The 25,853-nt window shown below is 48.4% G+C and carries 19 protein-coding genes and 1 tRNA gene; 10 read left to right on the top strand and 10 right to left on the bottom strand.

Annotated features, from left to right (window positions below):
* The first annotated feature begins 72 nt into the window (after positions 1-72).
* Both H6570_18670 and H6570_18675 read left to right on the top strand, forming a co-directional pair.
* A complete protein-coding gene (locus tag H6570_18670; protein MCB9321310.1) occupies positions 73-1,569 on the top strand; it encodes an SUMF1/EgtB/PvdO family nonheme iron enzyme in 1,497 nt (498 codons plus the stop codon).
* A gap of 84 nt (positions 1,570-1,653) precedes the next feature.
* A complete protein-coding gene (locus H6570_18675; protein MCB9321311.1) occupies positions 1,654-2,928 on the top strand; it encodes a UDP-N-acetylmuramoyl-tripeptide--D-alanyl-D-alanine ligase in 1,275 nt (424 codons plus the stop codon).
* A gap of 99 nt (positions 2,929-3,027) precedes the next feature.
* Here H6570_18675 and H6570_18680 read toward each other — a convergent pair whose 3' ends face one another.
* Positions 3,028-4,083, bottom strand: coding sequence for a hypothetical protein (locus H6570_18680; GenBank protein MCB9321312.1), 1,056 nt, complete (start codon positions 4,081-4,083; stop codon positions 3,028-3,030).
* 209 nt (positions 4,084-4,292) lie between these two features.
* Here H6570_18680 and H6570_18685 point away from each other — a divergent pair, with 209 nt between their 5' ends.
* Complete coding sequence (locus H6570_18685) at positions 4,293-6,032, top strand: OmpA family protein (GenBank protein ID MCB9321313.1); 1,740 nt, start codon at positions 4,293-4,295, stop codon at positions 6,030-6,032.
* A gap of 122 nt (positions 6,033-6,154) precedes the next feature.
* Here H6570_18685 and H6570_18690 read toward each other — a convergent pair whose 3' ends face one another.
* A complete protein-coding gene (locus tag H6570_18690; protein MCB9321314.1) occupies positions 6,155-7,411 on the bottom strand; it encodes a pyruvate dehydrogenase complex dihydrolipoamide acetyltransferase in 1,257 nt (418 codons plus the stop codon).
* Between the two features lie 130 nt (positions 7,412-7,541).
* On the opposite strand from H6570_18690, the gene recR reads away from it, so the two are divergent.
* From recR to H6570_18715, 5 genes are all read left to right on the top strand, one after another.
* On the top strand, positions 7,542-8,156 hold the full coding sequence (gene recR / locus H6570_18695) for a recombination protein RecR (GenBank protein MCB9321315.1): 615 nt from the start codon (positions 7,542-7,544) through the stop codon (positions 8,154-8,156).
* A 3-nt stretch (positions 8,157-8,159) separates the two neighbouring features.
* Complete coding sequence (locus H6570_18700; GenBank protein MCB9321316.1) at positions 8,160-10,106, top strand: glycosyltransferase; 1,947 nt, start codon at positions 8,160-8,162, stop codon at positions 10,104-10,106.
* A complete protein-coding gene (locus tag H6570_18705; protein ID MCB9321317.1) occupies positions 10,099-11,304 on the top strand; it encodes an amidohydrolase in 1,206 nt (401 codons plus the stop codon). Before H6570_18700 ends, H6570_18705 begins: the two co-directional genes overlap by 8 nt.
* Positions 11,305-11,491: 187 nt before the next feature.
* On the top strand, positions 11,492-12,775 hold the full coding sequence (locus H6570_18710; GenBank protein MCB9321318.1) for a sigma-54-dependent Fis family transcriptional regulator: 1,284 nt from the start codon (positions 11,492-11,494) through the stop codon (positions 12,773-12,775).
* A 102-nt stretch (positions 12,776-12,877) separates the two neighbouring features.
* Positions 12,878-13,600 carry a TIGR00730 family Rossman fold protein gene (locus H6570_18715; GenBank protein MCB9321319.1) on the top strand — a complete coding sequence of 241 codons (723 nt, stop codon included), beginning with the start codon at positions 12,878-12,880 and terminating at the stop codon, positions 13,598-13,600.
* Here the strand turns inward: H6570_18715 and H6570_18720 are convergent.
* The 8 genes from H6570_18720 to H6570_18755 form a co-directional block, all read right to left on the bottom strand.
* A complete protein-coding gene (locus H6570_18720) occupies positions 13,597-15,522 on the bottom strand; it encodes a hypothetical protein (GenBank protein MCB9321320.1) in 1,926 nt (641 codons plus the stop codon). The genes H6570_18715 and H6570_18720 overlap by 4 nt on opposite strands.
* Positions 15,523-15,556: 34 nt before the next feature.
* A complete protein-coding gene (locus H6570_18725; GenBank protein ID MCB9321321.1) occupies positions 15,557-16,363 on the bottom strand; it encodes an SDR family oxidoreductase in 807 nt (268 codons plus the stop codon).
* Between the two features lie 7 nt (positions 16,364-16,370).
* Positions 16,371-18,035 (bottom strand): DNA repair protein RecN, encoded by a 1,665-nt coding sequence (gene recN, locus H6570_18730; protein MCB9321322.1) that lies wholly within the window; start codon positions 18,033-18,035, stop codon positions 16,371-16,373.
* Between the two features lie 65 nt (positions 18,036-18,100).
* A complete protein-coding gene (locus H6570_18735; GenBank protein ID MCB9321323.1) occupies positions 18,101-18,829 on the bottom strand; it encodes a lycopene cyclase domain-containing protein in 729 nt (242 codons plus the stop codon).
* Positions 18,830-18,989: 160 nt separating this feature from the next.
* A complete protein-coding gene (clpX, locus tag H6570_18740; protein MCB9321324.1) occupies positions 18,990-20,231 on the bottom strand; it encodes an ATP-dependent Clp protease ATP-binding subunit ClpX in 1,242 nt (413 codons plus the stop codon).
* A gap of 145 nt (positions 20,232-20,376) precedes the next feature.
* Positions 20,377-21,069, bottom strand: a complete 693-nt coding sequence (locus H6570_18745; protein MCB9321325.1) for an ATP-dependent Clp protease proteolytic subunit — start codon at positions 21,067-21,069, stop codon at positions 20,377-20,379.
* Between the two features lie 128 nt (positions 21,070-21,197).
* A complete protein-coding gene (locus H6570_18750) occupies positions 21,198-22,607 on the bottom strand; it encodes a hypothetical protein (GenBank protein MCB9321326.1) in 1,410 nt (469 codons plus the stop codon).
* Between the two features lie 55 nt (positions 22,608-22,662).
* Positions 22,663-22,744: transfer RNA gene (locus tag H6570_18755), tRNA-Leu, on the bottom strand.
* A gap of 277 nt (positions 22,745-23,021) precedes the next feature.
* On the opposite strand from H6570_18755, the gene H6570_18760 reads away from it, so the two are divergent.
* Together H6570_18760 and H6570_18765 are read left to right on the top strand one after the other, a co-directional pair.
* Positions 23,022-25,247 carry a bifunctional (p)ppGpp synthetase/guanosine-3',5'-bis(diphosphate) 3'-pyrophosphohydrolase gene (locus tag H6570_18760; GenBank protein ID MCB9321327.1) on the top strand — a complete coding sequence of 742 codons (2,226 nt, stop codon included), beginning with the start codon at positions 23,022-23,024 and terminating at the stop codon, positions 25,245-25,247.
* A gap of 1 nt (position 25,248) precedes the next feature.
* On the top strand, positions 25,249-25,755 hold the full coding sequence (locus H6570_18765; protein MCB9321328.1) for a transcriptional repressor: 507 nt from the start codon (positions 25,249-25,251) through the stop codon (positions 25,753-25,755).
* Positions 25,756-25,853: the final 98 nt, after the last annotated feature.

Consider the following 25,853-nt stretch of genomic DNA (forward strand, 5'->3'; position numbering starts at 1 on the left):
TAGTATTTGATTTAGGCACGATATTTGAATATTTGTCGTTAGATAGTTGAATTATTCGAAAAATCGTAGATAATGACAAGAAGGTTTGTTCTGTTTGCTTTAGTAGCACTTTCTTTTGCCGCTGTGTCTTGTAAGCGGTCTACCAGCCGTTCGGCAAGCACCGGTTGGAAATACAACGATCAGAAGTGGGGTGGATTCGAGAAATTGGATTATGCCGGTCAGATTACCGGACCCAATCTGGTGCCCATCGAGGGTGGAACATTCGTCATGGGATTGACAGAAGAAGATGTCAATTACGAATGGGATAACGTACCCCGCCGTGTGACCGTTTCATCATTCTATATGGATGAGACAGAGGTTGCCAACATTGATTACCGCGAATATATATTCTGGCTAAAACGCGTCTACGGTGAGAACAGCCCAGAGGTTGCTAAAAAAGCACTTCCGGATACGCTGGTTTGGCGTGAAGAACTGGCCTACAATGAGCCTTTGATCTATAATTATTTCCGCCATCCGGCGTATGACAATTATCCGGTAGTGGGCGTTTCCTGGGTACAGGCGAATGATTACTGCAAATGGCGGACAAACCGGGTTAACGAAATGCTTTTGATTGAAAAAGGCATTTTGAATCCAAGCCCTGATCAGAAGGGTTCGGAAAGCTTTGACACTAAAGCCTACCTGGTCGGTCAGTATCAGGGTGACGTCAATAAAAACATGAAGGACATGACCACCGGTGGAGAACGTCCGGTGCGCTACGAGGATGGAATCATGTTACCTTCTTATCGCCTGCCTACTGAAGCCGAATGGGAATATGCTGCACTGGCACTGCAGGGTAAGAAATTACCAAACGATGAGGTCATTACCGATCGTCGCCTCTATCCCTGGGACGGATCTTCTGTACGCTACAAAAAACACAATAAATACCAGGGTACCATGTTGGCTAACTTCAAGCGCGGACGTGGTGACTACATGGGTATGGCCGGAAAACTGAATGACCATGCCAATATCCCGGCAGAAGTCCGCTCTTATCTGCCTAATGACTTCGGTCTTTACAACATGGCAGGCAACGTCAGCGAATGGGTCGAAGATGTATATCGGCCGACTACCAGCCTGACGCTACGTGACGAAGAAAACCAGGACCTGAACCCATTCCGTGGTAACGAATTCAAACGGCTTAAGCTGGATGAAAACGGTAATCTGGTACCAAAAGACAGCATGGGTTATCTGGTTTATGAACTGGAGGACAGTGCAAGTACCTCACATCGTGACAACTACCGGGTAGCGGATGCGAAAGATTATGAAGACGATGACGATGAATTTATCTACTACGAATTCGGAGTGCACAGTCTGATCAACGATGAGTCACGCGTATACAAAGGTGGCTCCTGGGCAGACCGCGCTTACTGGCTGTCACCTGGTACACGCCGCTACAAGCAGCAAGATCAGGCAGATCGCACGATTGGCTTCCGTTGTGCAATGGATCGGGTAGGTAACCAGTCCGGTAATAGCGATAATCCAATAGTTGACTTTGGAGCTACCAAAAAATCCAAAGTGAAAAGGAGATATTAATTTCGATCAATTAGGAATCAAAGTCCCTGCATCCGTTGATGTGGGGATTTTTTATTTTAGGCCCAGAGGAAATTACCGGAAACCATGGATTTGACCACCCTGTACACGCTTTACCGAGAATCCAAAGGCATCAATACCGATACACGGACCATTGAACCGGGAATGTTGTTTTTTGCCCTTAGCGGGGACCGGTTTGATGGGCATGATTATGTAAAGCTGGCATTGGAAAAGGGCGCGATCGCTGCAGTGGTTTCCCGCCGCATCCCAGGATTAAGAGACCAGATTGTCGTGGCAGATGTCCTTGATACTATGCAGTCACTGGCTCACCATCATCGCTGGCAGTTTGACATCCCGGTGCTGGGTATCACCGGATCCAATGGAAAAACCACAACCAAAGAGCTGATCGTCCGTGTCCTTGCTTCCAGATATCGCGTTCACTATACGAAAGGCAACCTCAATAACCACATCGGTGTTCCCATCACCTTGTTGGCTATGGCCCCGGACACAGAATTTGCTGTTATTGAAATGGGAACCAACAATCCGGGTGAGATAGCGATGCTGAGCCGGATTGCTGCTCCTGATTATGGATTGATAACCAATATTGGCAAGGCACACCTGGAAGGATTAGGATCGCTGGAAGGGGTTCAGCGGGAAAAAAGGGCTCTGTTTGACCAGGTAGCTTCAGTACATGGTTTGCTTTTTATCAATGAGGATGACCAACGGCTGCGGGACTATCCGTATGATCGTGTCCTGCGGTATGGCACCGCGGAGACGGCGGATTTTCGGTATACGGTAACTGGTTCAGAGCCTTACATTTCGATCCGCTATGAGAACCCGGTAGGGACAGTGGACCTGGATAGCTCCTTTTATGGAAGCTATAATGCCCCGAATCTGATGGCTGCGGCCACAGTAGGTGCATACTTCGGGATACCGTGGGAGGATATTCGTGCCGGCCTGAAACATTACAAGCCCGCCAATCAACGATCACAGGAGTTGGAATGGCAGGGCCATCATGTTTTATTGGATGCCTATAATGCCAATCCGAGCAGCATGCGGGTCGCTGTGGAGCATTTTGCCCAACGGCCCCGGATGCCTAAAGTGCTTATTCTGGGTGATATGCTTGAATTGGGAAGTGTGGCTGCAGAAGAACACCGCCTCATCCTGGATTTGATTCATGCTCATCATTGGTCGCAAGTCTTTCTGGTCGGAACACTATTCAGTGAACTGGCTGAAGATTATCAGGCGTTCATTTCCGTCCCTGAAATGCAAAAGACCTCATGGAAAGAATCTCTGCAACCCGGATCCTGGATTCTGGTCAAAGGATCACGCGGCATTGGACTGGAGAAATTGCTGGAATGATCTGCTTATAGGCAGACCATGTACAGCAAGGATGCTGCACCAATTGATCATCATGCGATCTAATCGCGGCAACCCGTATTTCGTTTTGAAAAATGGGTCCTATCCGTACCGCTCAAAGGCATAGAGCAGGCGGTCCGAGACCTCATCAGAACAGGCCTGAGCATAGTCGTCATAACTGCAGGGAATGAACCGGTCGATCATTTGATTTTCGATGTCAATTTGCACCTTTAGCCACCAGCGGCCACTTTTCGTACTCTTGAGGAATTTTAGCGGCCTGCCGTGTTTTGACAGATCGACCACATATTCGATCATTGAAGACTCCTGGATGGGATAGTCTTGTTTTCGATTGGCAAAACCCTCCATGAAATACCAGATCATCTGGCTGATAAGCACGGTCGTTTGGGCAAATTGCTCATGTTCCGGGTTGTATCCGGTTATGGTCAATGCGGACAGTCGGTCGCTCAGTCCGGCATACCTGGTAAGCTGGGAAGCTTCCTCCGAATAGAGTCCGCTGGGATTGTTGCCAAATTTGCCCGGGGCATCAGAGGCGCGCATGGCTGCCAGGTTGAAGTAGAGGAAATCAGCATCACGCACCGCGGGCTCAATGCTTTCTTTGTATTGCCGGATCTTTCCTAACCGGATGGTATCCAGGAAGTAATGTTCAGAATTAATAAATCCGGGATGGGCGAGATGCATTTGCACAGCCAGCCAGGAGATGTGAAAACAATTTAATGGCGAAGACTCCACAAACGAGGTGGTAGCAAAGCTCTGATCGTCCTCCAGTCTGATGCGTTCGTCAACCAGAACGGGGTTGAAAAATGGACGGGCATGCTGGTGAGCCTTGAACAAAAGAGCTGCCGGAACTTCAGCTCCGACAATCACGGCGATGATGCCACCATCCTGCAATTCCTGGATGAGGGGCAGGACAAATTCAACGGTAGGTTTGCGGACCATACCAAGCTGAACCACCTGTAGCTGAAATGGAAAATGGTAGGACTCCAGTTCTTCCAGAATAGTGTAAAAGCTATCATCCCAACCGATCAGTGCGACTTTGGCTTTCTCCAAACAATTGGGGTCCCGGTGGTAATCCTGAATGGTTTGATGGTGTTTTGACTTCAAATCCAGTTGCAGAGGGCGAATCCAGTTTTCCAGCATAACGTTGTCTTTGTGACAAATTTATACATAATTAATAATTGTAATATATTTTTCAAATAAATTTTAGTCGCAATATTTTGACTTACTGGCATTCATTCTCTAATTTTAACATGTATTCGCCATTTGAAGAATAGACTAAAAGCCCTAAATTTAACCTGCACGATCTTGGCATTCTAGCAATATAAATTACTCAGATAAACACCTCATTTATGCAACATCGAATCATATTCTTTTTGTTTGGATTCTTGATTTTTGGAAGCCTGAATGCGCAGGATGATGCCTTTACCAAGCCAATGATCAACGATGACATGACTGTTGATCCGGATCAGAATCACAAATGGAAGATGGGTGAAGCCGGTTATTCTGCCAAACCGAAGGATATGTGGGAATTGGGAATTCATGCTGGCAGTTATTTTATAAATGGCGATGTGGATACCCATTGGCCAAATCTCGGATTAGGCCTGCATCTTAGAAAAGCAATCCATTATGCTTTCTCAGTCCGCGGAGATTTGTTTTATGGTGTCGCTACCGGCCTCGATCCGCAGCGTTCTTCGGATGCCGTTATGAATATTGATCTCATCCCGGCAGTTCGGGATAAAGTGAGTGACCTATACCGCAACTACAAGACAAAATATTTCTATGGCTCCATCCAGGGTGTACTGAATATCGGTAACATCCTGTTTCACCAGGAGCGCAACAAATGGAATACCTACATGTTTTTGGGAATCGGATTGGATAACAACGTCACCAAAATCGATGCTTTGAACGGGAACTCTGCCTACAATTGGTCCGGAGTCAGTGGTGATGTAGACACCAAAGCCGGAAGAAAACAGATTAAAAAGGATGTAAGAGCAATACTGGATGGAGATTACGAAACAGATGCCCGGGAGAAAAAAGCTATTTTCCGTCTCAATGACAAGACCAATATCCATCCGATGTTCCAGGCTGGTGTTGGAATTTCACGTAAAATCAACAAACGGCTGAACATTGGTATTGAACACCAGGTCATGCTGAGTGACAACGATCTGCTTGACGGTTTTGAGTACCGTTCTATTTACGATCAGTCCAATAACAACGACGTTTCACATTATACCAATATTCGTCTGGGGATCAACCTGGGCTCATTTGACAAGCGGACGGAACCCTTGTACTGGTTGAACCCGATAGACGGTGCATTGAATGACATTGCTGAACTGAAACAGCGTCCTGTCCTGGATCTGACGGATTCCGATGGAGACGGTGTGATCGATATGCTGGATCAGGAGCCAAATACCGTTGCCGGCGCCCCGGTTGATGTACGTGGTATTGCCCTGGATAGTGATGGTGATGGTGTTCCGGATTATCAGGACAAAGAGCCTTATTCACCTCCGGGCTATGATGTAGATGCAAATGGAGTTGCCAAGATCGACGGTCCGTGGGTTACCGAAGATGAGGTTGCCGATATGATCAATTCACGGATCGCCAATATTAAAACCGAATGGTTCCTGCCCATGATTCACTTTGATCTGGACAAATACTATATCAAACCGGAATTTTATGGCCAATTGCACCATGTTGCCACAGTAATGAAAGAACATCCGGAGATCAAAGTGGTTGCTGACGGCTTCGCGGACGTGCGTAATACCGCAGAGTATAACAATGTATTGTCCTATAAGCGGGCTAAAGCGTCAATCGATTATCTGGTTGAGAAATACGGGATTCCGCGTGATCGCTTCATTCTGCAGTATGGCGGTGAAAATGAAGAGATCGTGAATGATCTGCCCGACAATCACAGAACAACGACGGAGCAGGAGCGGATGCAATACATGAACCGTCGAGTAGAATTCAGGGTGGCTAAACCTGGTGATCAGGAGATGGCCATGCCAGAAGGACCCGATGCCGGTAAAAACACTCCGGGCTCTTCCCGCCCAGGTGTTAAGTACAGCGGAAATCGTAATTCAGGATACTAACTAAGAATTGAAATCATAAATGCAAAAGAGTCAGGCTCCTAAAGTTTGACTCTTTTTTTATGCCCATAAAAAAAGGGATGTGAAATGGTTTCCACATCCCTTTATTAATTTCTGTCCGGGATTTAAACCAACATCATCATTGGCTCTTCCAGGTATTGTTTTACGGTTTGGAGGAATTGGGCGCCAGTAGCTCCATCGACCACCCGGTGGTCACACGAGAGGGTTACTTTCATCATCTTGCCGGCTACCACAGCGCCATTCTGGATAATGGGTTTATCGATAATAGCACCTATCGCCAGGATGCACGCGTCCGGAGGATTGATGATAGCAGTGAATTCCTCAATTCCAAACATGCCAAGGTTGGATATGGTAAACGTATTACCCTGCATCTCTTCCGGTTGGAGTTTTTTGTCTTTGGCTTTGGCAGCCAATGCTTTGACTTCCGTATTGATTTGCGTCATGGACTTCAGATCGGTATGGCGGATCACAGGCACAAGCAGTCCTTCACTTACGGCTACGGCGACACCTACGTGTACATGGTGATTCCGGCGGATCTTGTCACCCATCCAGGATGAGTTGACGGCAGGATGTTTGCGTAAAGCCATGGCGCACGCCTTGACGACCATATCGTTGAAGGATACCTTCTCCCCACTCATATCCAGGATGCGCTGGCGGGCATCGCTGGCCCGGCCCATATTGATTTCCAGGGTAAGGTAAAAATGCGGTGCGGAAAACTTGCTTTCGGCCAGACGGCGGGCGATGGTCTTCCGCATTTGACTGACGTTGATCTCTTCAAAAGATTCTTGTCCGAAAACGGGTGTCACTGCCGCAGCAGGCGCGGTTCCGCCCGTTTCAATGGCAGCTTCCACATCCCTGCGTACGATCCGTCCCTGATCTCCTGTTCCTTTGATGGAGGCGATGTCGATGCCTGACTCCTTGGCCATGGCTTTCGCCAGCGGCGATGCTTTCAGCCGGTCGGTGTCGGCATCCGTTGCCGGAGCGGTAGCTGATGGTTTAGCGGCTGTAGCAGATGCGGGTGCAGGACTTTCAGATGATTTGGATGAGGCGGTGCTATCAGCAGGTGCGCTGGCTTCGGGAACTCCATTGCCGGCATTGGCCAGAGCGGCTTTAAAGTCTTCTCCTTTTTTGCCGATGACCGCAATGATGCCATCAATGGGAATGGCTTCACCTTCCTTGGCGCCAATGTGCAGCAAGGTACCCTCCCACAGGGATTCAAAATCCATGGTCGCCTTGTCGGTTTCAATTTCTGCGAGCAAATCACCGGTCTTCACCTGGTCACCTTCTTTCTTCAACCAGGATACGATGACACCTTCTTCCATGGTGTCACTCATTCTCGGCATACGAATTACCTCAGCCATACGATGTTTATTTACCGTGTTAAGAAAGCAAAAATACTCCCTGAAGCGTATTACTTAAAATAATACGCCTTTTAATTTCCCGTAATATCCCATTGGCAGCGGGCTGTGAATAATTTTCTAATTTTGTTGTATGCACTTACCATCGAAACTCATGCAGCAGGCTGTTGATGCCTTTGCGACATTACCAGGGATTGGTAGGAAAACCGCGTTACGTATGGTTTTACACCTGCTGAAGCAGGATCCTGAGATGGTCAGACGCTTTACCGATGACATTCGTGCTGCTCGCGAAGAGATCCGTGAATGTACAACTTGCTTTAACCTCTCCGACGATACGGTCTGCTCGATATGCGCTGACCCCAGAAGGGACCATCAGGTCATCTGCGTGGTGGAAGGGATCCGGGATGTATTGGCCATCGAAGAGACACACCAATACCGGGGCATGTACCATGTTTTGGGTGGAGTTATATCTCCCATTGACGGGATAGGTCCGGAAAATCTCCACATCGGTGAATTGGTCGAGAGGCTGTACCGCGATGAAGTCCGTGAGGTGATCATGGCCGTAAGCCCAACGATCGAGGGTGAAACGACGATCTACTACCTGTCCAAGTTATTACAGCCAACAGGTGTTCGCGTAAGTACCATTGCCCGTGGCGTTTCCTTCGGAGGAGAACTCGAATATGCCGATGAAGTTACCCTCGGCAGGTCTATTTTAGCCAGAGTTCCCTATTCGGTGACCGAAGATTAAGTCATGGAGGTTCCAGTCCTTAGCATTGTTATTGTCAATTACAATGTCCGGTATTTCCTGGAACAATGCCTCAATTCAGTTATCGCGGCATCCCAAAACTTAACCACTGAGATCATTGTAGTCGATAATGCTTCTTCGGATGACTCGATGGCTATGGTTCACGCCAGGTTTCCACAGGTTCAATGCATCGCCAACACTGAAAATGCAGGATTTGCCCGCGCCAATAATCAGGGTATAATGGCATCGACAGGAGATTTGGTGTTGTTGCTGAATCCGGACACCGTGTTGCAGGAGAATACCCTGTACAACTGTGTTGAATTTCTCCGTTCACATCCGTCCGCCGGGGCAGTGGGCGTTCGGATGATCGATGGCTCCGGAAAATTTCTCCCGGAATCCAAACGTGGATTGCCTACGCCTTTCGTCGCTTTCTGCAGGTTTTCCGGACTGGCTTCACTATTCCCGCGATCAAAGCTGTTCAACCGCTATTACCTGGGCTACCTGGATGAGCATAAGGATCAGGAAGTGGATGTTTTGTGTGGTGCATTTATGATGGTTCGCCGTGAAGCGATCAACAAAGCTGGTTTGCTGGATGAGCGTTTTTTTATGTATGGAGAAGATATCGACTGGTCTTACCGGATTACCCAGGCCGGATTTAGCCTCCATTATCTGGCTTCGACATCCATTATTCACTATAAAGGGGAGTCGATGCGGAAAGGGAGTCTGAAATACATCCGCATCTTTTATCAGGCGATGGTGATTTTTGCCAATAAATATTTTGGACGGCAGGCGAGATGGTACGTGTGGCTGTTACGGCTGGGGATCTATTCCCAGGCCGGTTGGGCATTTATAACGCCTTATTTACGGATCATTGGCCGGGTTTTAGTGGATGCCTTCCTGCTGATGGCAGGCTTCTACCTTTTAAAGGAAGGTTGGGAGTCGATCAAATACTCTGATACCTACTATCCTGCAAGTTATAATTACATACAGGTCCCTGCATATGCGGCGCTTTTCATTCTTTACCACGCACTTTTGGGTGGATACCGCCGGATTGTGGAAATCTGGAAATGGCTGCACGGGTGGTTCTGGGCGGTCATCAGTTTGTTGATCATCTATGCACTATTGCCGGATACCTGGCGTCCATCGCGGGTTTTGCTACTGGCATCATCGGCATGGGCATTGCTTTACTGGCTGATCAAATGGATGGCTGTGAAAGGGATGCGACTGCATCCTTTGCCTCTCAGACGGATCCTGATCATTGGCAGCAAACAGACGAGCCAGCGATTACTGGACCTGCTGGAGTATCTGAAACAGCCTTTCCAGTGGGTGGGTTACATCGATCCGGAAGATCCTGATCCGGATGCGGAGAATTTTAGAGACTTATCCGTATTGCCGGACCTGTGCCGTAGCCGGCATGTCGATGAGATCATTTTCTCGTCGCCCGAAATATCTGTTTCGGCCATAACCCAATGGATGACAATCCTGGGGCCGGATATCCATTATAAAATGGCTAATGAAACTGCCTTAAGCATCATTGGCAGTTCATCCAAGGACACACGGGGAGAACTTATCACCTATGATCTGCAGCAAAACCTGCAAATTCCTCATTTCCTCGTACAGAAAAGATTGTTGGATCTGGGCGTTGCTTTACTTTTACTGGTGGTGTCCCCGGTGGTGGTTTGGAATGTTAAAAATAAGCGTGGCCTGGCAGCTAATTGGTGGCAGGTAATCCGGGGGTATAAAACCTGGGTCGGATATGCCAAGGGAGACCCCCTGATCAGGCACCTACCGCCACTCCGTCAGGGTATTCTCTCACCTACCTTCAAGTACGCAGAAAGGGCAACCCAGCCGGATACCCTGCATAAGATCAATTCACTTTATGCGAAAGAGTTCGATATTTGGATGGATATCGAAATCATTTTTCGTGGATTTCAAAATTTAGGAAATGACTGAGCACCGTCTGATACATCATATAAAAAAGGCTTCCGAACAACATCTGGAATCGGTGATTAAGGACCGGCGACACCTGCATATGCACCCTGAATTATCCTTTCAGGAACAGGCGACCGGAAGATATATCCAGGATCGGCTCCGGGACCTCGGTATACCCTTTACCGCCGGATGGGCAGAACATGGCGTTGTCGCTGAAATCCAGGGCGCTAAGCCCGGTAAAGGATTTATGGCTTTGCGGGCGGATATCGATGCCCTGCCGATCCTGGAAGAAAATGAAGTGCCCTATCGCTCTCAAAATCCAGGTGTCATGCATGCCTGCGGACATGATGTGCACACTTCTTCGCTGCTGGGTGTCGCAGCTATCCTACAGGATATCCGGGAACATTTTGCGGGCACGGTGCGCCTTATTTTTCAGCCGGCAGAAGAAAAGCTGCCAGGGGGAGCATCCCTGCTGATCAAGGAAGGTGTCCTGACCAATCCGGTCCCTCAGGGTATACTGGGGCAGCACGTGCATCCGCCGCTTGAAGCCGGAATGGTTGGTTTCCGGGAAGGTATGTATATGGCATCCTGTGATGAGATCTATATTACGCTCATAGGTAAGGGGGGACACGGTGCAGTGCCTCAGGACTGTATCGATCCGGTTCTGATGTCAGCACATGTACTCACCGGTCTTCAGCAGGTGGTGGCCCGGAAAAGTGATCCATTGGTTCCATCGGTATTATCCTTTGGTAAAATTCAGTCGGCTGGGGGTGCCAATAACATCATCCCCAATACCGTACGGCTGGAGGGGACATTTCGAACCATGAATGAGGAGTGGCGTCGTGAAGCGCACGAATGGATACGTACCACGGTGCAAAACATCTGTGCAAGCATGGGTGGCGCCTGTGATATTGATCTGCAGATAGGTTATCCGTACCTGATTAACGATGAAAAACTGACGGCGGCTTCCGTCGGATTCGCAGGTGATTTTCTCGGGAAAGATAAAGTTGTCCGGTTGGAGCCCCGGATGTCCGCAGAGGACTTTTCCTATTATTCACAGGTGATTCCCGCCTGTTTTTACCGGCTGGGTACGGGTAATAAATCCAGGAATATTACTTCTCCCGTGCATTCCACCACATTTGATGTGGATGAGAAAGCCTTTGAAATCAGCTCAGGGTTGATGGCCTATATGGCGCTGCGGCATTTGGGAAATGATTGATAATCAGCTGCGAAAGTTCCCGTCCGCGGAGTTCTGACCACTATTCTTCAAAACAGGCATAATTTTTGAATAATCTTACATGTGATTAATTTATTACATGTAATAAGATTAATTACAGCTTATTACTTATTAAAAATAATTTTAATGTATATTTGACCGATACATTGAAAGAAGAAAAGAGGTGAATATGGCTCGAATACTAATCGTTGATGATGAGAAAAGCATCCGAAGAACACTAAAAGAGATCCTGGAATTTGAAAAGTACACCGTTGATGAGGCTATCGACGGGCTTGACTGTCTTACCAAAGTCAAACAAAACAGTTACGACGTCATCTTACTGGACATCAAAATGCCCAACCTGGATGGTATGGAAGCCCTGGATCGCATTCAGGTGATCAGTCCGGACACCCCGGTGGTCATGATTTCCGGTCATGCCACCATCGATACTGCCGTCGAAGCTGTCAAAAAAGGCGCTTTTGACTTCATATCCAAACCACCGGATCTTAACCGGATGCTTATCACGCTGCGTAATGCAATGGATCGCAGCAGCCTGATATCACAGCAACGTGTATTACAGCATAAAGTAGCGAAAAGCAAAGTGCAGGAGATCATTGGTGACTCTGAACCCATCACCATGATCAAAGAGACCATCGACCGGGTAGCGCCTACCGAAGCCCGTATCCTCGTAACCGGCCAGAATGGAACTGGCAAAGAATTGGTGGCGCGCTGGGTCCACGAGAAGAGTCACCGGAGGGAAAACCCCATCGTAGAGGTCAATTGTGCAGCAATACCTTCTGAACTCATCGAGTCCGAATTATTCGGCCACGAGAAAGGAGCCTTCACTTCTGCGATCAAACAGCGGATTGGTAAATTTGAACAGGCCAACGGAGGAACACTGTTTTTGGATGAGATAGGAGATATGAGCCTTTCGGCACAGGCAAAGGTGCTGCGGGCCCTGCAGGAATATAAAATTGTACGGGTTGGCGGAGATCGGGAGATCAAAGTTGATGTGAGAGTCGTGGCCGCTACCAATAAAGATCTGCGCAAAGAAATTGAAAAGGGCAGATTCCGTGAGGACCTTTACCATCGTCTTGCCGTGATCATCATTGATGTCCCGGCACTGGATCAGCGGAAAGAAGATATCCCGTTATTGGTCAATCATTTCAGTGAGATGATCTGTGCGGATTATGGAATTCCGGCCAAAGCATTTACCGATAAAGCGCTGAATGAACTTCAGAGCATGCATTGGTCCGGGAATATTCGTGAATTGCGGAACGTGGTCGAACGCCTGATAATCCTGGGCGAGAATGAGATCACGGCCAAAGATGTAATGAATTACGTCTTCCCGGCAGATCAGGGGCCAACGCGGCAGGTTCACGAACTATTCCGCAGCTTCAAATCTCTGCAGGATGTTAAGGCTTACATCGAAAAGGAATACGAGTCCTTTCGGGATGTAGCTGAAATACAATAAAATCCAAGCCGGCAACCGCCGGCTTTTTTATGGAGGTTACGGCAAAACAATTGTGTCTGTCCCTCCGTTGATTACCTTGTGCTACCCTTAAACGAGTCAATAATGTCAGAATCGCTGGAAAAATCACGCCCCAAAAGAACCATGCGCCAGTGGACCACCATGAAGGGAGAGAACTCCTGGACCATGTTCAAGGTGATCGCCGAGTTGGTGGATGGTTTTGAGTCTCTGAATCGCATTGGTCCCTGCGTTTCCATCTTTGGATCTGCACGTACCCAGCCGGACCACCCTTATTATCAGAAGGCGGTAGAAATTGCCGAGCGGCTGACCGAGGAGGGTTATGGAATCATCACCGGTGGAGGCCCCGGGATCATGGAGGCCGCGAATAAAGGTGCGTATTTGCGAGGAGGAGTATCCGTAGGATTGAATATTAACCTGCCCTTCGAACAAAATCACAACCCATTCATCGATGACGATAAAAATCTGAATCACCGCTACTTCTTTGTTCGTAAAGTGATGTTCGTTAAGTATGCCCAGGCATTTGTCGTCCTTCCCGGCGGATTTGGTACCATGGATGAATTATTTGAAGTGGTCACATTAATCCAGACCAAAAAAATCACCAATGTACCGGTGGTGCTGGTGGGGGTTCAGTTCTGGTCCGGTTTGAAAGCATGGATCAAGTCAACCATGATGGAGACAGAACAGAACATCAAACCACAGGACCTGGATTTGATACCCGTGACCGATGATATCGAAGAGGTGGTTGGTATCATCAACAATTTCTACCAGGAAGATAAAGGCCGTCTCAAGCCTAATTACGAGCTCTAGTTTCTCAATATCCAGCGGATGCCAAATCGTAAGCCTGCATCAAAATACGGATACAGCGGGTGCTGGTAGTAAGGGTCATCTGACCAAATATTCCACAAATTTTCGTATTTGATAAACCCTCGCAATGATTTGATTTCAAACTGGAAAAACGCCTCCAGCCAGGGTTGCCTTGGAGAGCTATAGGCAGTTTGATTGAAGAACTGACCGGTGAGGGGTGAATAGGATGGGGGAGTATAGACTGATTGCCATCTGCCATCGACTCCCAGCTGAAAATGCAGGTGTTTCTTAAATAAATCCGATTCAACATACATGCCATGACGCATCACCCAGACGGGGATAGGCACAACATCCGGTTTGTTGGTATTTTGCATCGCCACCTGATGGTAAGTGTGGAAAGCACCGAGGTTAAAGTCCTTCCGTACTTCCAGTTGCCAGATCTGGACTGCACCACCTGCGGATGGTGTATTCATGTCGTTGTAGTACAGCCAGTTTCCCAGGCGGTAAGCGCTTCCCTGAACGAGGAAGTGAAATTTCGGAATGTCAATAGCTACATGGGTATACAGGGCGGATTGCGACTTCCAGTCATAGTTCCAGGCAAGGGTGTCTGAAATGAATAGTTGGTCTTCAAGGTAAGATGCATGATAGCGGTTCAGGCCGGCAGTGGCCCTGAAAAATTGTCCTTTTGCCAGCTGTTGTGTCAGGGTGCCCTCCAGATGCAGGTCTCCCGTCCTGCTCCCGGAATACAACTTGCCTTCACCCTGTAAGGTAGTGGTATGGGTGAAAGGGATCTGGATCAATCCGGCCAGGGCAAACACATGAAGACCGGTGGAGGAGCCGGTGGTGTCCTGAATCAAATGATGCAGATCGTATTCTATCCCAGCTTTCAATCGCCAGGAATGCAATGGTATCGAGTCCGGATGCTGTAACCAATAGTAGGCATTCAATCCGATGCAGCGATCTCGTACATACCGGCTTATGGTATCCCGCCCTACCAGGTCCCAGGGTGAATAATAGTCGAAGTCCGTATAATTACGATCGAAGAAAGTAGCTCTGCGTGCCGTATAATACAAATTAGCCTGCAGGTCCGAGGTCCAGGAAGGACCTTTCAGACTGTCTCCATTCAATCGGAGGAACTGCTTGAACTCAATAGCCTGATCACGATCCTGGGCGGTGGCATCGTTCAGGTTTACCGGGAATATTTGTTTATTGCTACTTCGTTCGGTGCCAAAAAGGGACAAGTCGGGAAGCCCACCATTTTCCTGGGAATTGATGTTATTCAGCACATAATTCAGGAATCCCTGGTAACGGCCATTCGGATGTTTGAACCAGAACGTACTCTGCAGAAAACTGCCTCTGACAGCCTGGTTGATGTACAATCCATTTTGGTTGATGCGGGTAAAATCGACATCCAGGTGAATGCCTTTGCTGAAATTCCTGCTGAATAATGCATGTAGCAGGCTTTGTTCCTGGGTTGCCCCTTGTGAGAAGGAAAGATCACTCAGTGGTTTGCCGACAATGTAGGATCGTAAGGAGGTGTGATCGAGCTGATATAGATCGTACGCATGGATGCCCAGATCAAATCCCGTCGTTCGCTGGAGTTGCCACAGCAAAGGCCGTGCAGGAGAGCCCAGGTTACCCAAATGGGCATATTGGTAAAGACTCCGGCGGGTTGGGTCGTACTGATTAAAGTCCGGATACAAGGCGGTATCGGTGACCGGATACAAGACGAAAGGATCATTCTGATAAAAGTATTGTAACCGGACGGTATCTATTTCGTCGATAACCTGAACAGAATCCTGCAGGGTATCCACCACCGGAGTCCGGTCGGAGGGAGGGCGTCTATCAATGTCCGGACGAACCTGCCCGCGGAGGACAACCCATCCGGAGCATAGGATCGAAAAGACCAATAACCATTGACGCATCGATTGAATTTCTTGGTATAACGTCTATACCGGGTTATTCTTCATTAAAAACCGTAGGATTTATTCCCATAGAAGAATACCCACCATCGTGATACAGATTCTGCATGGTAATCTTGCGACTCAGGTCAGAGAACATAAAGACACAAAAGTTGGCACATTCTTCAGCCGTCGCATTGCCGAGCGGAGACATGGTGTCGGCATAGTCAAAGAAGGTCTTGAATCCTTTCACCCCACTGCCGGCGGTAGTCCAGGTGGGCGACTGAGAGATGGTATTGACGCGCACCTTGTTTTTCACGCCATAATGGTACCCAAAGCTTCGGGCAAAGGACTCTAGCAGTGCCTTTGATTCAGCCATTTCATTGTAATCCGGAAAGACCCTTTGAGCAGCTATGTAAGTCAGGGCAACGATGGATCCCCAGTCTTTTACAGCATCCAGCTGATAGGCGACCTGCATTAATTTGTGGAAGGAAACGGCGGAGATGTCAAAAGTTTTTAACATCCATTCGTGATTCAGGTCTGTATAAGCTTTGTTCTTACGGACATTCAGAGACATGCCTATCGAATGCAGGATAAAGTCAATTGATCCTCCGAAGTGTGCGATGGACTGTTCCAGCAATTTTTTCAGGTCTTCCATGGAGGTGGCATCGGCAGCGATGACCGGTGCGTTCAACTTTTCCCCCAATTCATGAATTTTACCAAATCGCATCGCTACCGGGGCATTGGTCAATACGATTTGAGCGCCTTCGGCAACTGCTTGTTCGGCAACTTTCCAGGCAATGGACTGCTCATCCAGGGCGCCAAAAACAATTCCTTTTTTTCCGGCTAATAATCCGTAACTCATAATTCGGTCAATTTGTGTGATTCGCTAATAATTCCCGGGCATTAGCCAGGGCACTGGTGGTGGGTGGATTGGTACTTAACATGATGGCAAGTTCCGTAATCCGCTCATCCGGTCCAAGCAATTTTACGTTTGTTTCGGTACGGTTTGCTTTTTCCTCTTTAAAGACAAAGTAATGATGGTCGCCCTTGGAAGCAATCTGAGGGGCGTGGGTGATGCACAGGATTTGATGTTTTTGAGCCAGGGCACGCATCATGACGCCCATCCGGTCTGAGACAAAGCCCGAAATACCGGTATCGATCTCATCAAAAATGAGTGTAGGCATGGTCATTTTGGAGGCAACCAGGGATTTCAGGACCAGATTTAGCCGGCTGAGTTCACCACCCGATGCTACCCGTTTGATGGGGAGTAACCGGCTGCCTTTGTTGGCAGAAAACAGGAGCTCGATGGTATCGATGCCATCCGTCTGTAGCTGGCTGACTGCCGTGAGGTCGATCTTGAACTGAGCCGCATCCATTGCCAATTCATGGAGTCCCCGGACTACTTCATCCTGCAGCCCCGGGATGGCTTTCTGCCTCTGATCATGAAGCTTTTTACCCAGTGTCATACATTCCTGTTCCTGCAGGGTAACTTTCCTGGCCAGGGCTTCAATTTCTTCATCGGCGTTCGTGAGGTGATCAATATCGGATTGCAGTTGGTGCTGGATGGCCAGGAGGTCAGCGGATTGCTGGACCTGATGTTTGCGAAACAGCCGGTACAACTCACCCAGACGTTCCTGGATCTCCTGGTAACGTTCAGGGTCAAACTCACTTTTTTCGCTGATGGCTGTCCATTCTTCAGCCAGATCGGCCAGTTCAATGGACGTCTGTTCCAGCCGGGTATTCAATCCTTCGATCATGGGGTGTTTTCCATAGAGTCCGCGCAGGCTTTGGGCGATGCTGTTCAGCTGATCCACCAGGCTGGAAGAGCCGTTCAGGACGATTTCTGCTGCTTCGCCGGTACGCTGCCGGATTTCTTCTGCATGGCTTAAGGCTTCCTGCTCCTGTTCCAGTTGAATTTCTTCACCGGCTTCGATCTGCAACTCGGTTAGCTCGGCTAGTTGGAATTGCCAGAAATCCAGTTCTTTTTGCCTGGTCCCGGCTTCATCGCGAAGAAATTGCAACCGGTTGCGTTCCTGCAGATAAGTACGGTAGATGGTGCGGTAGTGGTGGACCTGATCAAGGATACCGGCATAGGCATCGAGCAATTCCAGTTGCTTGGGCTGCTCGTTGATCTCCAGCGTGTCGAACTGGGCATGTACATCCACCAGTAGATCACTGAGTCCCCTTAATTCGGAAAGATTGACCAGAGCATCATTAATGAAAGCACGGGTTTTCCCCTGGGGTGTTAATTCGCGGCGGATGACCAGCTGGTGCTGATCTTCCAGGCCTAGTTCCTGCAGGACATCGGCGATAGAATCGTTGTCGATGATAAAGGTACCCTCGATGACACATCGTTCTGCCGGATCAAACAAGGATTTGGTATCGGCACGGTCGCCCAGCAGAAGTCCTAAGGCGCCCATCAGGATGGATTTACCGGCTCCTGTTTCTCCGGTGATCACATTCAGATTCGGAGAAAACTGCACCTGCAGTTCTTTGATGATCGCATAATTCTTGATGTACAGTGAAACCAGCATACGGGCCGTGTCAGAAATCCAGCAAATTTAACCCAATTGTCGGGAAGAATCGTACAAATCAAACGCTAATCCGACTCCGAGGCGGGTGCGGGTTCTGCTTTAGGCAGTAGAAATCGCTTCAGTTTGTTTTCATAAACAGTGGTGACGATGAGCATCATTAACAGCAGGTAAACGGTATCCTCAATTGGAATGGATGTCAGACGTATTCCCAGATTTTCCGAATCGTTGTACCAGACGATAGGCTGGGGCAGATAACTTCCGGTAAGAATTCCATTGACTAAAAAGAACGGAATGAGCCAAAACAGGTATGCGAGGTAGAAATGGCCCATATATTCTTGTTTGATCCACAGCGTATGCAGTAGCAATCCAAGGCCGGCGGCAACGAATGTGAGGCTGGTATACCAGCGATCGTAAAAAAAACATCCGAGGATACACAATGAGATACCCAGCAAGATGGATAGCAGCTTGCTGATTTTCAACAGGGGCTGGGAGGGGATAAAATAAACCACAGCTTCGTAAATAAACATGCAGGCATAGGGTACTGAAATAAAAAATAGCCATTCCTCTATCGGAAGGTGTAGTATTTTCAGTCCGGTAAGGAAGGTACTGTTGAATCCCCATACACCACTCAGGGTAAAAAGGATATCCCAGGGAATGAACAGCAGAACCATCCAGAAAATACCAAGGAACAAGGCCCCCAATTTGGATACAAAATGCAGACGTGGTTCAAAACTGGATAGCAGGGGATAGATCAGGGTAAATGCATCCAGTAACAAATAAAGATATTTAACCATGACTGCTCAATAACACACAAGGTTAGCAAAAATATTGCGTGAAATCCTCAGGACGTGAAGTTAAACCCAAATCATGGTATAGAATTCGTAGTGAAGCAAAACGAATGCTCCTGGCAGAACGCAAGAGATATAGAGATTGAGCCGGAAGAAAGCCCTGATATCAGGCTGCCCGCAATTTACTGAGCTTCGAGCCACGCAATTTTTCTTCGGCATAGGCACGGTCAATCACCAGCTTCGGAACATCCTTGCGGCCGGGAAGATCGTACATGGCATCCGTCATGATGGCTTCGCAGATCGACCTCAGTCCCCGGGCTCCCAATTTAAAATCCAGGGCTTTCTCAGCTATGAAGTCCAGTGCATCCGGAGCGATTTCCAGTTCAATATTCTCCAGGGCAAATAATTTGATGTACTGCTTGACCAGAGAATTCTTAGGCTCGGTAAGGATGCGCATCAGGGCCTCTTTGTCCAGCGGTTCCAGGAAGGTCAGCACCGGCAGGCGGCCGATCAATTCCGGGATCAGTCCGTACGATTTAAGATCCTGATGGTTGACGTATTGCAGCAGATTGTCGCGATCGATGCGTTCTTTTTCTTCGACGGAAAACCCGATCACCTGCGTATTCAGCCGGCGTGCGATGATCTTTTCGATACCATCAAAGGCGCCTCCGCAGATGAAAAGAATGTTTTGGGTGTTTACCGAGATCAGTTTTTGCTCCGGGTGTTTGCGTCCACCCTGGGGAGGTACGTTGACCTCAGTTCCTTCCAGCATCTTCAGCAGGGCCTGTTGTACCCCTTCTCCCGAGACATCGCGGGTGATTGAAGGGTTATCGGTCTTACGGGCGATCTTGTCAATCTCGTCGATATAGACAATGCCTTTCTCTGCCGATTCAACATCATAGTTGCAGGCCTGGAGGAGGCGGCTGAGCATGGATTCGACATCTTCGCCAACATACCCGGCTTCGGTGAAGACGGTCGCGTCAACGATGGCAAAGGGTACTTTCAGAAATTTGGCTATGGTGCGTGCCAGTAAGGTCTTTCCGGTACCGGTATGGCCGATGAAGAGGATGTTGGATTTTTCAATCTCCACATCGTTCATTTCGGTATTTTGTTTGAGCCGTTTATAATGGTTGTAAACGGCGACCGACAGGTATTTTTTAGCATCATCCTGACCGATGACATATTGGTCCAGATGATCTTTGATTTGCTGTGGGGTTACCTTATCCGGAAGGCGGTATTTGCTAGCTCCGGACTTCCGGTTCAGATGAAGTTCTTCTTCAATGATCTCTTTGGCCTGGTCCACACAGATCTCACAGATATGGCCATCGATTCCGGCGATCAGGATCAGGGCTTCGTTTTTATCCCGTCCGCAAAATGAACACCGGTAGTTTTCATTACTTCCTTTCATGAGGTTTCTTTAAGCATGTGGCATCGATCGGATAACCACAAGCATAACGTCAAAGGATTAAAGATAGTTACAAAAAAGGGTTAAAGCGTGTCGTCAGGCCTCTTTAACCCTTTTAGCGATGCAAATTGGATACCAAAAAAAATAATTATTTGGCATCCGAAGTACGGATGAGCACTTCGTCAACCAATCCGTATTCTTTGGCTTCGGTAGCTGTCATCCAGTTGTCCCGGTCACAATCCTCCTCGATCTTATCGTAGGGCTGTCCGGTATGATTCGCCATAATCTCGTACAACTCTTTTTTCATGGATTTAATCAGGTTGTATGAAATCTCCATGTCGGTAAACTGACCCTGCATGCCTCCCGATGGCTGGTGAATCATCACCCGGGCGTGTTTCAGGCAGGTTCGTTTTCCTTTAGTCCCTGCACAGAGCAGGACCGCGCCCATGGAGGCGGCAAGTCCAACGCAGATGGTTCCGATGTCCGGAGCCACATATTGCATGGTGTCATAGATGCCCATGCCGGCGATGACCGAGCCGCCAGGGCTGTTGATGAACATCTGGACATCGCGTTTCGGATCCGTTGATTCGAGAAACAGCAGCTGTGCCTGAACGACATTGGCTACATAATCGTTGACCGGAACCCCCATGAAGATGATGCGATCCATCATCAACCGGGAGAAGACATCCATGCCGACAATATTCAGCTGGCGCTCCTCAATAACCTGTGGGGTAAAGCCGGTAATTTGCGGTGCGGATGCCTGCATGTAATGCTCCAGGTGCATGGAGTTCATGCCCAGGTGCTTGGTAGCATACCGCATAAATTCATCTTTCGGAAACATATTATACTCCTTTTTAGATCGTGTATTAACAGTGGATAAACAAAGATACACGTCAAAAGATTTAATGAATCACCATCGCTGGAAAAGATCGGCGAATAAAATGCCGCCTGGATAGAAGAAGCCAGTCCTTATTCTTCCTCTTCAGCCAGCGCTTGCAGCTGATTGGCATTAGCTGCCTGGCGAGCTTCTTCCATGATCTTCAGGAAAGCATCTTTTTCGATGGACTTCTCGGTTACAGTGATCTCTTCTGCAAGTTTTTCAAACAATTTATCGTAGAGCAGATCATCGTAAACTTTTTCGACCTGCTTGCGCTCACTCATCATCTGATTCACCATACGATCCATGAACTCTTCACCGGGGTCGTATCCTGAAAAATATCCGCGGATCTGCTGGCGGAACTGGTTGCGAATCTCGTCGGCTTCCACTTTCAGGTCAAAACCTTTGATCAGGCGATTACGGATGATGGTCCAGATCAGGTTCTTGCGAAACCCATCAAATTCGTCATCGATTTGTTGCTGGGTCAGGTTTTCATTGGTAACCAGTAGCCATCTTCTCAGGAAGGCATCGGGCATTTCTGGCGTGTTGTTTTCCAGTAAGCGATCCTGGATGTCCCGGAACAATAAGGCTTCTGCCTGCCGGTCGTACATGCCACTGATGGATTTTTCGATGAAAGCCCTGGCTTCTTCCTCGGTTGCTATTTCCTGCCCGGGAAATGCTTTGTCAAAGAAATCCTTGTCCAGGTCAGCCAGCTCCTGCCGCTTGATCTTGACGATCTTGCCTTCAAAGAAGTGGCCGATATTCTTGTCTTCATCTTCATCCAGGTTGAGCAGGTATTTGCGAACGTATTTCTCGTCTTTGTCTTTCTCCAGCTCGTAGATGTCAAAACGGAATGTGTCATTCAGTTTCAGGGACTTGACTTTTTCGCGTCGATCATCGTTGAGGTCAGAAACAAAGGTAGAAAAGGCGGTTTCCCAGCCTTTTTCCTTTAGCGTTTCGCCATCCAGTTCTTTTGCTTCAATTTCGAGAATATCATCGTCCTCAATACCTTCCTGGACTTCGGCATATTGCCCAAGCTGTTTGCGTACGCGGGTTAATTCCGCATCCACCTCTGATGCCGGGATGCTGACGCGGTATTTGCTGTAAGCATCCTGACCTTTGATACCCTGAATTTCAAAGGTCGGTGCCAGGCCGATCTCAAATTCATATTCCAGTTTCTGGGGAGCGTTGACGTCCAGATGGTTTTCTTTTTCTCTTTCCGTAGGGATCGGCTGGCCCAGGAGGTCAAGTTTTTCGGTTTCCAGGTATTCGTAGAGGGAGGCTTCCAGTTTTTTGTGTACTACCTCGGCCATCAGGGACTTGCCGACCATTTTTTTCACAAAACCCATTGGCGTTTTGCCTTTGCGGAAACCTTTAAAGGCAGCTTTTTGCCGGTACTTTCGCAGTTCACTTTCAAATTCTGACAGGTAGTCTGCCGTTTCCATTTCAATTTGGATGACTTCAGTGAGTGGCTGTGAAGCAGCGCTGCGTGAGATTTTCATAAAACACCTGGATTTAAGGTACTTCGGAGGAAGTCCTTTTTTAATGTTAACTGAGTACGGGTGGAGGGACTCGAACCCCCACGCCTTGCGGCACTAGATCCTAAGTCTAGCGCGTCTACCAATTTCGCCACACCCGCAGTTCTTTGACTTTTATGCAATCCTGGCCCTTAAACCAGGGTACTTTCGACCGCTTTTGTCAAAAGGAATGCAAAGATACGATGATTATTGTAATATCTGAGTGCCATCATCAGGCTTTTTTGGGTATAAAATGTTTGTATCCGGATTCCTTTCATTCTTCGGGGAACAGATGGTTGTGTCCATGCGTTTAATACCTGAATGAACCTGGTAAATCGCACATTAATCAGGGGAATCACTATTTTGTATCTTTTTAGAACTTAAGGGTGGTAGCCAAGCATGGAAGAAGTATTGTTATATACTGATGCAGACCGGGTGTTGATCCAGCGCGCCTACCGCAAGCTTTTGCGTACCATCAACAAAAAAGCTACCCAGGAGGACCGCGCCGATATCCGCCGTGCCTATGAGATGGCTGTAGAAGCCCATGCGCGTCAGAGGCGTAAGTCCGGCGAGCCCTATATACTCCATCCCATCGAAGTTGCCCGGATCTGCGTAGAAGAGATTGGTCTGGGACCCACCGCGGTCGTCTGTGCTTTGCTGCACGATGTGGTGGAAGATACCGAAGTCTCCCTCCCGGAGGTGCGCAAAGAATTTGGCAACAAGATCGCGATGATCGTTGACGGCCTTACCAAACTGGATGGCCTCTACAACGTGGAGAGCCCGCAAGCCGAAAACTTCAAGAAGGTCGTAAGTACATTGGTGCAGGATGTCCGCGTCGTGCTGATCAAAATGGCTGACCGCCTCCACAACCTGCGGACCATTGACTCAATGCCCCGGCAAAAGCAGTTGAAGATTGCGGCCGAGACCAGCTACATTTATTCGCCCCTGGCACACCGGTTGGGGTTGTATAACATCAAAACCGAATTTCAGGATATCTGTCTCCGCATTATGGAACCGGAGATCTACCAGGAGATCGCTGATAAGCTGGAGGATTCAAAGAAACAACGCGACCGTTACATCAACGAGTTCATCAAACCGTTGCGCAAAGCACTCGATGCCTTAAAGGTTCCCTACCGCATCAACGGCCGACCTAAATCCATCTCGTCCATCCTGAACAAGATCCGGACGAAAAAGGTACCCTTCGAGGAGATCTTTGACCTGTACGCCATTCGTATCATCGTGGATGTTTCGCCGGAACGTGAAAAATCCATCTGCTGGCAGGTCTATTCCATTGTCACCGATGTGCACACTCCTGTGCCTGAGCGACTGAAGGACTGGATAACCACTCCCAAATCCAATGGGTATGAATCCCTGCACACCACCGTGATCGGCCCGAAAGGAAGGTTTGTGGAAGTGCAGATCCGGTCGGAGCGAATGGATGAGATTTCCGAGCGTGGTTTCGCCGCCCACTGGAAATACAAGGGTGTACAGAAAATGCATAACCTGTACGAAAGCTGGCTGGATAACATCCGCGAAATACTGGATAGTCCGCATACCGATGCGCTGGAGTTCATTAACGACTTCAAGACCAGCCTCTTCAATGAAGAAGTCTACGTCTATACGCCAAAGGGTGAAATGAAAATCTATCCCAAAGGCGCTACGGCACTTGATTTTGCTTTTGGTATCCACTCCGATGTCGGGTCCCACTGTGTAGCCATTAAGGTCAACAACAAGTTGGTCCCCATGGGTTACAAACTGGTGAACGGGGATCAGTTGCAGGTCATCACCGGTAAAAATCAAAAGCCATCCGAAGACTGGCTGAAACTGGTGGCCACCGGAAAGGCAAAAGCCAAGATCCGGCAGTCGCTTAAAGAAGAAAAAAGGCAAAAAGGCGAATACGGTAAGGAAGCCCTCGAACGCAAACTGCGGAATATGAAAGCGGAGTTTGAGGATAACCTTGACTTACTGGTCAAATTCTTCGGCTTTAAATCCCGCATGGACCTGTATTTCGCCATCGCCACCGAGAGTATAAACCTCAACGATTTGCGTCAGTTTGAGGTCGAGGGAGGAAAACTGGTACAGCGAAAACCGGAAGTCACGGTCAAGCAGGCCGTAATACCGCCTCCACCGGAACCCCGGGAGGTGAACGGAGCAGTACGCGGTGTACCTAAACTGATCATCAAAGGTGAGCCCGGAGAAGTTTATAACTACAAATTTGCCACCTGCTGCGAACCGGTCATGGGTGATGACATCTTTGGCTACATCACCATCAATGATGGTCTGAAGATACACCGGACCACCTGTCCGAATGCCATGCACCTGATGGCCAATTACGGCTACCGCATCGTCAAGGCGGAATGGGTGTACACTCAAAACACCTCCTATACTGTCGAGCTGGTTATCACCGGTATCGATGACGGACCGGGTGTTATCGAACGCATCTCCCACCTGATCTCTTCAACTTTAGGACTAAATATCCGTTCCTTTACTATCACCGGTAGTGAAGGCTTTTTCGAAGGACGGGTTTCGGTGATCGTGAATAACATCGATCAGGTCAATCACGCCATCATTACCTTAAAGAAAATGCCGGGCATCTCCAATGTCATTCGCTCGGAAACCAACTGAAATGGATAATCCACAGCATATCGAACAGATCATCCGGGAGGTAAAGAACATCTTCTCAGCCCATCTTGAACAGCAGGGTCTGCGCAAGACCCCTGAACGTTATGCCATTCTGGAGGAGATCTACCGGCGCACCGATCATTTTGACGCAGAAGCGTTGTATATCCATATGAAAACCCAGAAGTACCGGGTTAGCCGTGCGACTGTATACAATACCCTGGAACTACTGGTGACCTGCGATCTGGTTAAAAAACACCAGTTTGGTAAGAACCTCACCCAGTATGAGAAATCCTATGGTTTTAAGCAACATGATCATCTCATTTGCGTAGACTGCGGCAAGGTCCTCGAGTTCTGTGACCCCCGGGTACAGCAGATCAAGGATATGATGGGCTCGCTACTTCACTTTTCCGTCACGCATCATGCACTGAACCTTTATGGTAAATGTGCCGGTGCGTGTGAAAAGAGCATCAACCCGGAGGGGGCATCCAAAGCTCGGGAAACTTCATCTTGAACAACCTTCCTGTCATTCCTTCCCATCAATTCAACCTTCAACACTCAACCTTCAACTTTTTAACGGACTGTCTACCTATTGTCTACCCTTTCAAATTG

Source organism: Lewinellaceae bacterium, from assembly GCA_020636135.1.
Taxonomy (GTDB): Bacteria; Bacteroidota; Bacteroidia; order Chitinophagales; family Saprospiraceae; genus JAGQXC01.

Bases quoted from the DNA above. Each gene is read 5' to 3' on its own strand.
- recR (MCB9321315.1), top strand. From the start codon at position 7,542: ATGCACTTACCATCGAAACTCATGCAGCAGGCTGTTGATGCCTTTGCG.
- H6570_18715 (MCB9321319.1), top strand. From the start codon at position 12,878: ATGTCAGAATCGCTGGAAAAATCACGCCCCAAAAGAACCATGCGCCAG.
- H6570_18750 (MCB9321326.1), bottom strand. From the start codon at position 22,607: ATGAAAATCTCACGCAGCGCTGCTTCACAGCCACTCACTGAAGTCATC.
- H6570_18690 (MCB9321314.1), bottom strand. From the start codon at position 7,411: ATGGCTGAGGTAATTCGTATGCCGAGAATGAGTGACACCATGGAAGAA.
- H6570_18725 (MCB9321321.1), bottom strand. From the start codon at position 16,363: ATGAGTTACGGATTATTAGCCGGAAAAAAAGGAATTGTTTTTGGCGCC.
- H6570_18735 (MCB9321323.1), bottom strand. From the start codon at position 18,829: ATGGTTAAATATCTTTATTTGTTACTGGATGCATTTACCCTGATCTAT.
- recN (MCB9321322.1), bottom strand. From the start codon at position 18,035: ATGCTGGTTTCACTGTACATCAAGAATTATGCGATCATCAAAGAACTG.
- H6570_18700 (MCB9321316.1), top strand. From the start codon at position 8,160: ATGGAGGTTCCAGTCCTTAGCATTGTTATTGTCAATTACAATGTCCGG.
- H6570_18675 (MCB9321311.1), top strand. From the start codon at position 1,654: ATGGATTTGACCACCCTGTACACGCTTTACCGAGAATCCAAAGGCATC.
- H6570_18760 (MCB9321327.1), top strand. From the start codon at position 23,022: ATGGAAGAAGTATTGTTATATACTGATGCAGACCGGGTGTTGATCCAG.
- H6570_18710 (MCB9321318.1), top strand. From the start codon at position 11,492: ATGGCTCGAATACTAATCGTTGATGATGAGAAAAGCATCCGAAGAACA.
- H6570_18680 (MCB9321312.1), bottom strand. From the start codon at position 4,083: ATGCTGGAAAACTGGATTCGCCCTCTGCAACTGGATTTGAAGTCAAAA.
- H6570_18685 (MCB9321313.1), top strand. From the start codon at position 4,293: ATGCAACATCGAATCATATTCTTTTTGTTTGGATTCTTGATTTTTGGA.
- clpX (MCB9321324.1), bottom strand. From the start codon at position 20,231: ATGAAAGGAAGTAATGAAAACTACCGGTGTTCATTTTGCGGACGGGAT.
- H6570_18720 (MCB9321320.1), bottom strand. From the start codon at position 15,522: ATGCGTCAATGGTTATTGGTCTTTTCGATCCTATGCTCCGGATGGGTT.
- H6570_18670 (MCB9321310.1), top strand. From the start codon at position 73: ATGACAAGAAGGTTTGTTCTGTTTGCTTTAGTAGCACTTTCTTTTGCC.
- H6570_18765 (MCB9321328.1), top strand. From the start codon at position 25,249: ATGGATAATCCACAGCATATCGAACAGATCATCCGGGAGGTAAAGAAC.
- H6570_18745 (MCB9321325.1), bottom strand. From the start codon at position 21,069: ATGTTTCCGAAAGATGAATTTATGCGGTATGCTACCAAGCACCTGGGC.
- H6570_18705 (MCB9321317.1), top strand. From the start codon at position 10,099: ATGACTGAGCACCGTCTGATACATCATATAAAAAAGGCTTCCGAACAA.